Here is a 5,880-nt window from a genome sequence, read left to right as displayed (position 1 = left end):
TGAATTTAGTCAAACAGTAAAAGACGAGCAGGGCGAAACGGTACATGAAGCACAGGGCGCCATTACCATGACGCGTCCGAACAAATTGCGCTGGGAAACCGTATTGCCAGATGAAACATCATTAATTGCAGATGGTGAATCGGTGTGGCATGTCGATTTCTTTGTGGAGCAGGTTACTGTAATGTCGCAGCAGCAGGCGATAGAAAATAACCCAATGGTACTGCTTACCAGCAATAGTGATGAACTGTGGCAGCAATACAGCATAACTCAGGTAGACAACAACGCATTTAATGTGTCGCCTACTGCTGGCAATGGTCAAATTCGCACATTAACCGTGAAGTTTGATGAAGCTGGCTTAACCGGCTTAGTTATGTTGGACAGTCAGAAGCAACAGAGCGTGATCCAGTTCAGTAAGCGAAAATTCAACGCGGTGATATCACCCGAGCAGTTTACCGTAAACGTGCCAGATGGCTTCATGCTGGACGACCAGCGATAATGACCTTATTTGCCCAACCACAGTACGAGCCGCTGGCAGCCCGTATGCGTCCGCAATTGTTGGACGACTATGTCGGGCAACAACATTTGGTTGGGCAGGGCAAGCCTCTGCGTAAAATGCTCGAATCCGGGCATTGTCATTCTATGATCTTATGGGGGCCGCCGGGAACCGGCAAAACCACCCTCGCAGAGCTGATTGCGCGTTACACTAAGGCGCAGGTTATCAGGCTTTCAGCGGTAACCTCCGGCGTGAAAGACATTCGCGCTGCGGTGGATCAGGCCGAACAAAACCAGTCGATGGGTGAGCGAACCTTGTTGTTCGTTGACGAAGTTCACCGTTTTAACAAGTCGCAGCAGGATGCCTTCCTGCCATTTGTTGAGTCAGGGCTGGTTACATTTGTTGGAGCAACCACCGAAAATCCCTCATTTGAACTCAATAATGCGTTGTTATCGCGTGTTCGCGTTTATGTACTTAAAGCCATTGATGATGACGCGTTAAGCGCGTTGTTAGATCGCGCACTGGGCAATGTCGAAAAAGGTTTGGGTAATCGACACCTTGGTATTGCCAGTGATGCCCGCTTAGCATTAATTGGGTTATCGGCAGGTGATGGGCGCCGGCTGCTCACCTACCTTGAACTGGCCAGTGATTTTACTGAGGGCAGTGAGATTTCACTGGCAGATATTGAACAAGCGGTAGGAGAAAAAGTTGCCAGTTACGACAAACAAGGCGATACCTTTTACGATTTGATTTCTGCTTTTCACAAATCAGTGCGGGGCTCTGATCCTGACGCGGCCTTGTACTGGTATGCCCGTATCCTGAATGGCGGTGGCGATGCGCTGTACGTGGCGCGCAGACTGCTAGCCATTGTGTCGGAAGACATAGGCAATGCCGACCCGCGTGCCATGCAAATAGCAGTCAATGCCTGGGATGTATATCACCGCGTCGGGCCCGCAGAGGGTGAGCGCGCCATTGCCCAAGCTGCGGTATATTGTGCGCTTGCGGCTAAAAGTAATGCTGTTTACGTTGCCTTTAAACAAGCCATGCGTGATGCACGTGAACACCCTGATTATCCGGTTCCGGTGCATTTGCGTAATGCACCGACCAAACTGTTAAAAGAAATGGGGCATGGTGCAGAGTACCGGTATGCGCATGATGAACCCTATGCGTTTGCGGCAGGAGAAGTATATTTACCGCCTGAACTGGCCGAAACGCGTTATTATACTCCCAGCGAGCGAGGTCTCGAAAAAGCCCTCAAAGCCAAGCGTGATTATCTGGACGAACTCAATCTTCAAAGTCATAACAAACGGAAGCCTTCATGACGCATACTCTGACTTTATATCTTTTTATTGCCAGTGGCGGTGCAGTAGGCGCGTGTTTGCGTTTTTTCTGTACGGGTTTAATCGATTCCTGGTTTGGAAAAGCCTTGCCGTTTGGTACACTTGCCGTCAATGTGGTCGGCTCTTTTTTACTGGCGACCCTGTATGGGGTTATCGAACGCGGTGATTTGGCGGAACAACCGTACCGAGCGTTAATTGGAGTAGGGTTGTTGGGCGCATTAACCACCTTTTCAACTTTTACTATTGAAACCCTTACCTTATTGGAAAATGGTCTGTGGCTTAAGGCACTGGCCAATATATTACTGAACGTTTGTGCTTGCCTGCTAGCAGCCTGGCTTGCCGTGGAATTAACCAAAGGATAAAGAAACTCACATGTTAGATCCAAAGTGTTTGCGTAGTGACATTAACTCAACGGCTGAGCGACTGGCTAGTCGCGGGTTCCCGTTGGATGTCGAAGCTTTTAACGCCCTTGAAGAAAAACGCAAAGCCCTGCAAATTAAAACGCAGGAGCTGCAGAACGAGCGCAACACGCGAAGTAAATCCATTGGTAAAGCTAAGGCACAAGGACAGGACATTGCGCCATTGTTGGCCGAAGTGGCGGATCTGGGCGACAAGTTAAGCGCTGCAGAAGCAGAATTAAACGAAGTACTCACCGAAGTCACTGCGTTAATGCAAGGTATTCCAAACCTGCCACATGAAAGTGTGCCTGTAGGTAAAGACGAAACCGAAAACCAGGAAATTCTGGTATGGGGTGATATTCCTCAGTTCGATTTTGACGTGAAAGATCATGTAGACATCGCCGAAGGGTTAAATAAAGGCCTGGATTTTGAAGCATCGGTTAAATTAACCGGTAGCCGCTTTGTGGTTATGCGCGACAAAATTGCTCGTTTGCACCGTGCACTCGCGCAGTTTATGTTAGATGTGCATACCAATGAACACGGCTATCAGGAAATGTATGTTCCCTATCTGGTAAATGCAGACAGTTTGTATGGCACCGGCCAGTTACCCAAGTTTGGAGCTGACTTGTTTCATACCAAACCTGCCACTGAAGAGGGCCAGGGGTTATCACTGGTCCCAACTGCTGAAGTGCCGCTAACCAACCTGGCCCGCGATGAAATTTTTGCAGCCAAAGAGTTGCCGATTAAGATGGCCGCACACACGCCATGTTTCCGCAGTGAAGCAGGAAGTTATGGCCGTGATACACGGGGGCTTATTCGCCAGCATCAGTTCGATAAAGTGGAAATGGTGCAATTGGTGAAGCCAGAAGATAGCTTTGACGCACTGGAAGAGCTAACGGGACATGCAGAAGCGATTTTGCAAAAGCTTGGACTGGCTTACCGCAAAGTGTTGCTGTGCACTGGCGATATGGGATTTGGTTCTTGCAAAACCTACGACTTGGAAGTGTGGCTGCCTGCGCAAAATACCTATCGGGAAATTTCATCATGTTCAAACATGCTGGACTTCCAGGCTCGCCGTATGCAAGCTCGCTACAGAAACCCGGAAACCAATAAGCCGGAACTGCTACACACGTTAAATGGTTCAGGTTTGGCAGTGGGCCGTACTTTGGTTGCTATTCTGGAAAACTACCAGCAAGCAGACGGCTCGGTAAAAGTGCCTGAAGCACTGGTAAGCTACATGGGTGGCGTAACCGAGATCACTGCGAAGTAATTCGCATAGGCGCTTAAGTTTGTTAAAAGTAGTTTGTAGGCTATTAAATGTGCCTACAAACACTTGGCAGGCTTAGGCAGCCCCGCCAGCTTTGTAGCTTGTTTGGCTGGCCCCTTTTTAAACAGCCGCTGTAAATAGCGGCTGTTGCCTTTCTCCGGGCCAAATTTCTCTGCCATAGCTTTAACCAGGGCTCGGATCGCCGGGCTGGTTTCGTACTCTTCGTAAAATTCGCGAACAAATCGCACAACTTCCCAATGTGCATCAGTTAATTCAATCCCTTCCTGCTCGGCCAATACGGGCACCATATCCTGATGCCATTGTGAGTAATCCAGCAAATAACCTTGTTTGTCGGTTGCGATAGCCTTGCCTTTAAACTCAAATGAAAATGCCTGACTCATGGTTAAAGTGCTACCCATTGTTGATGTTGTAATGAAAGTGCTACCCATTCTGAAAAACTCATGGTCTGAGACGCTTTAATTCCCCGGCTGGTACAGTCATCGGTCAGGGCATAACAAGAGAGGAGAGGCCAGCTTTTAATAATATGTTCAGTCAGGTACACGCCATCAGCACAGCAAATAATGGTGGCAGTTTCGGCTTGTCCATCCAGTAATGCTGCCAGCTCATTCAGATCACAATATTGGTTAATTACTATTAGCATTAGAATGTTACCGTGTGATCGAAGGTGGCCAGGGTTGCACGTAATTCATCCGGTGTTAAAGGGTGAATATCGATTGGCACTGTATCTACTGAGATATTGTGTTTAAGTAACGAGGCCGCACATGCATAGCAGTCTTCAATGTCGTAAAATGGCATTACCTTTAACTGTTTTGCGTGGTGTTTTTGTGTGGCTGGCTGTTGATTTGCCATAAGCTGTAACACGCCGGCACCCACGAAGAAAACGCTGCATTCATGACCATAATTGGTGGACGCCAGCGCAAACTCAACGCCTTCAGAAGCGTTTGTATTGCCATATGGCGGGTTGGTAAGGATAACTGCAATAGTAGCCATTAGAACTGTACCAACTTAGATGACTGATGCAATTCACTAAAGAATTCACCCAGCCCAACCTGTTCAAAACTGCTGTGAAGGGTGGGTTGGCTTATGCCCAACTCATCCGCTTGTTCTTGATCGATGATACCGCGTTTGGTTGCTGCGCCTACGCAAACACGTAAAGGCAACTTGTATTGATTAGCCAGAGTAGCCCAGCGCGTCGGAAAATGTATGTCCCCGGTACCCGGTGCAATCATGCCATTGGCGTGTAAAACGCCTTGCTGATAAAAGAAAACCTGGCCAATTGTTGCGTGTTGAGCAAGAGCTTCACAATAGGCTAACGCATTGAGGCTTGTGTTTATTTGCTCCGGAGAGCAGGTAACCAGCACAGAGATAGTTGTCATAGTAAACAAAAACACCCCTTAACGGGGTGTTTCTCGTTAAGCTTTAAGCACGCTTATTAATCGTCGCCACCGAACACACCTAAAATGTGTAACAGAGATACGAAAATATTGTAGATGTTCAGGTACAAACCTACCGTAGCGCGAATGTAGTTTGTTTCGCCACCGTGGATAATACGGCTGGTATCAAACAGTATGAAGCCTGACATCAGGAAAATAATCGCTGAGCTGATGGCTAAATGAACTGCAGGCACTGAAAAGAAAATATTAGCAATGGCGGCAACCAACACAACCAGCATACCAATCATTAAAAAACCGCCCATAAAGGAAAAGTCTTTTTTGGTAGTCAGAACGTAAGCCGACAATGCGAAGAAGATCAAGGCTGTACCGCCTAGTGCTTCCATAATCAGGCCTGGACCAGCAACACCCAGATAGAAGTTAAGGGTGTAACCTAAAGAACCGCCCATTAACCCGGTAAACAGGAAGATCCAGTAAATACCTGATGCAGTATCTGCTTTCTTATTAACAACAAACAATGTGATAAACGCACCAATGGTCATCAGTAGCGATACCATAGGCGAAATACCCATTGCCATAGTGATTGCAGCACATACCGCGCTGAACAGCAGGGTCATGCCCAACAGTAAGTAAGTATTGCGAAGTACTTTGTTGGTTTCCAAAACCGACTGTGTTGATGCAGTTGAATACACCGAACGATTATCCATTGTTTCCTCCAATAGGATAGACCTAACTAAGTTGCAAACCATATTACGCTATAGTTTAGTGCATTTGTATGGGTTTTAGTTCCGAATTTCAATAGCTAAACGCTATCAAAGTAATGAATTGTTTACTTTTTAATGATGTTTATAAAATTCCAGGTAGATTTGCGTAAATCTCAAGCAAACAAACCACAATTTGCAAAATAACACTTTACAGCCACAAAAATATCATTAACATTCGCACCACTTGGAGAGTTGGCAGAGCCCGG

9 protein-coding genes are annotated in these 5,880 nt (G+C 47.1%); 4 read left to right on the top strand and 5 right to left on the bottom strand.

Going from position 1 to position 5,880, the window contains the following annotated elements; all coding sequences use genetic code 11:
- From lolA to serS, 4 genes are all read left to right on the top strand, one after another.
- The coding region (lolA, locus tag ACLR2L_RS18280) for an outer membrane lipoprotein chaperone LolA (RefSeq protein WP_413370227.1) at positions 1 to 496 on the top strand (496 nt) is incomplete at its 5' end.
- On the top strand, positions 496 to 1,815 hold the full coding sequence (locus tag ACLR2L_RS18275) for a replication-associated recombination protein A (RefSeq protein WP_413370225.1): 1,320 nt from the start codon (positions 496 to 498) through the stop codon (positions 1,813 to 1,815). The genes lolA and ACLR2L_RS18275, both read left to right, overlap by 1 nt.
- Entirely contained in the window at positions 1,812 to 2,195 is a 384-nt protein-coding gene (gene crcB / locus ACLR2L_RS18270; RefSeq protein WP_413370223.1) for a fluoride efflux transporter CrcB, read from the top strand. The genes ACLR2L_RS18275 and crcB overlap by 4 nt, the downstream gene beginning before the upstream one ends.
- Before the next feature lie 10 nt (positions 2,196 to 2,205).
- Positions 2,206 to 3,501 carry a serine--tRNA ligase gene (gene serS / locus ACLR2L_RS18265; RefSeq protein ID WP_413370220.1) on the top strand — a complete coding sequence of 432 codons (1,296 nt, stop codon included), beginning with the start codon at positions 2,206 to 2,208 and terminating at the stop codon, positions 3,499 to 3,501.
- 53 nt (positions 3,502 to 3,554) lie between these two features.
- Here the strand turns inward: serS and ACLR2L_RS18260 are convergent, their stop codons facing one another.
- The 5 genes from ACLR2L_RS18260 to ACLR2L_RS18240 are packed head-to-tail and all read right to left on the bottom strand — an operon-like array spanning position 3,555 to position 5,617.
- Positions 3,555 to 3,917: a TusE/DsrC/DsvC family sulfur relay protein gene (locus ACLR2L_RS18260; RefSeq protein WP_370298017.1), complete on the bottom strand. Its 363-nt coding sequence runs from the start codon at positions 3,915 to 3,917 to the stop codon at positions 3,555 to 3,557.
- Positions 3,902 to 4,159 (bottom strand): DsrH/TusB family sulfur metabolism protein, encoded by a 258-nt coding sequence (locus ACLR2L_RS18255; RefSeq protein ID WP_413370218.1) that lies wholly within the window; start codon positions 4,157 to 4,159, stop codon positions 3,902 to 3,904. The genes ACLR2L_RS18260 and ACLR2L_RS18255 overlap by 16 nt, the downstream gene beginning before the upstream one ends.
- Positions 4,159 to 4,509 carry a sulfurtransferase complex subunit TusC gene (tusC, locus tag ACLR2L_RS18250; protein WP_413370216.1) on the bottom strand — a complete coding sequence of 117 codons (351 nt, stop codon included), beginning with the start codon at positions 4,507 to 4,509 and terminating at the stop codon, positions 4,159 to 4,161. The genes ACLR2L_RS18255 and tusC overlap by 1 nt, the downstream gene beginning before the upstream one ends.
- Positions 4,509 to 4,895, bottom strand: coding sequence for a sulfurtransferase complex subunit TusD (tusD, locus tag ACLR2L_RS18245; RefSeq protein ID WP_413370214.1), 387 nt, complete (start codon positions 4,893 to 4,895; stop codon positions 4,509 to 4,511). Before tusD ends, tusC begins: the two co-directional genes overlap by 1 nt.
- 56 nt (positions 4,896 to 4,951) lie before the next feature.
- On the bottom strand, positions 4,952 to 5,617 hold the full coding sequence (locus ACLR2L_RS18240) for a Bax inhibitor-1/YccA family protein (protein WP_413370212.1): 666 nt from the start codon (positions 5,615 to 5,617) through the stop codon (positions 4,952 to 4,954).
- Positions 5,618 to 5,880: the final 263 nt, after the last annotated feature.

This window comes from Alteromonas sp. AMM-1 (assembly GCF_047290655.1).
GTDB lineage: Bacteria > Pseudomonadota > Gammaproteobacteria > Enterobacterales > Alteromonadaceae > Alteromonas > Alteromonas mangrovi.
This window is presented reverse-complemented; position numbering and strand designations above follow the sequence as displayed.

Bases quoted from the DNA above. Each gene is read 5' to 3' on its own strand.
- crcB (WP_413370223.1), top strand. From the start codon at position 1,812: ATGACGCATACTCTGACTTTATATCTTTTTATTGCCAGTGGCGGTGCA.
- ACLR2L_RS18275 (WP_413370225.1), top strand. From the start codon at position 496: ATGACCTTATTTGCCCAACCACAGTACGAGCCGCTGGCAGCCCGTATG.
- tusD (WP_413370214.1), bottom strand. From the start codon at position 4,895: ATGACAACTATCTCTGTGCTGGTTACCTGCTCTCCGGAGCAAATAAAC.
- serS (WP_413370220.1), top strand. From the start codon at position 2,206: ATGTTAGATCCAAAGTGTTTGCGTAGTGACATTAACTCAACGGCTGAG.
- tusC (WP_413370216.1), bottom strand. From the start codon at position 4,509: ATGGCTACTATTGCAGTTATCCTTACCAACCCGCCATATGGCAATACA.
- ACLR2L_RS18260 (WP_370298017.1), bottom strand. From the start codon at position 3,917: ATGGGTAGCACTTTAACCATGAGTCAGGCATTTTCATTTGAGTTTAAA.
- ACLR2L_RS18240 (WP_413370212.1), bottom strand. From the start codon at position 5,617: ATGGATAATCGTTCGGTGTATTCAACTGCATCAACACAGTCGGTTTTG.
- ACLR2L_RS18255 (WP_413370218.1), bottom strand. From the start codon at position 4,159: ATGCTAATAGTAATTAACCAATATTGTGATCTGAATGAGCTGGCAGCA.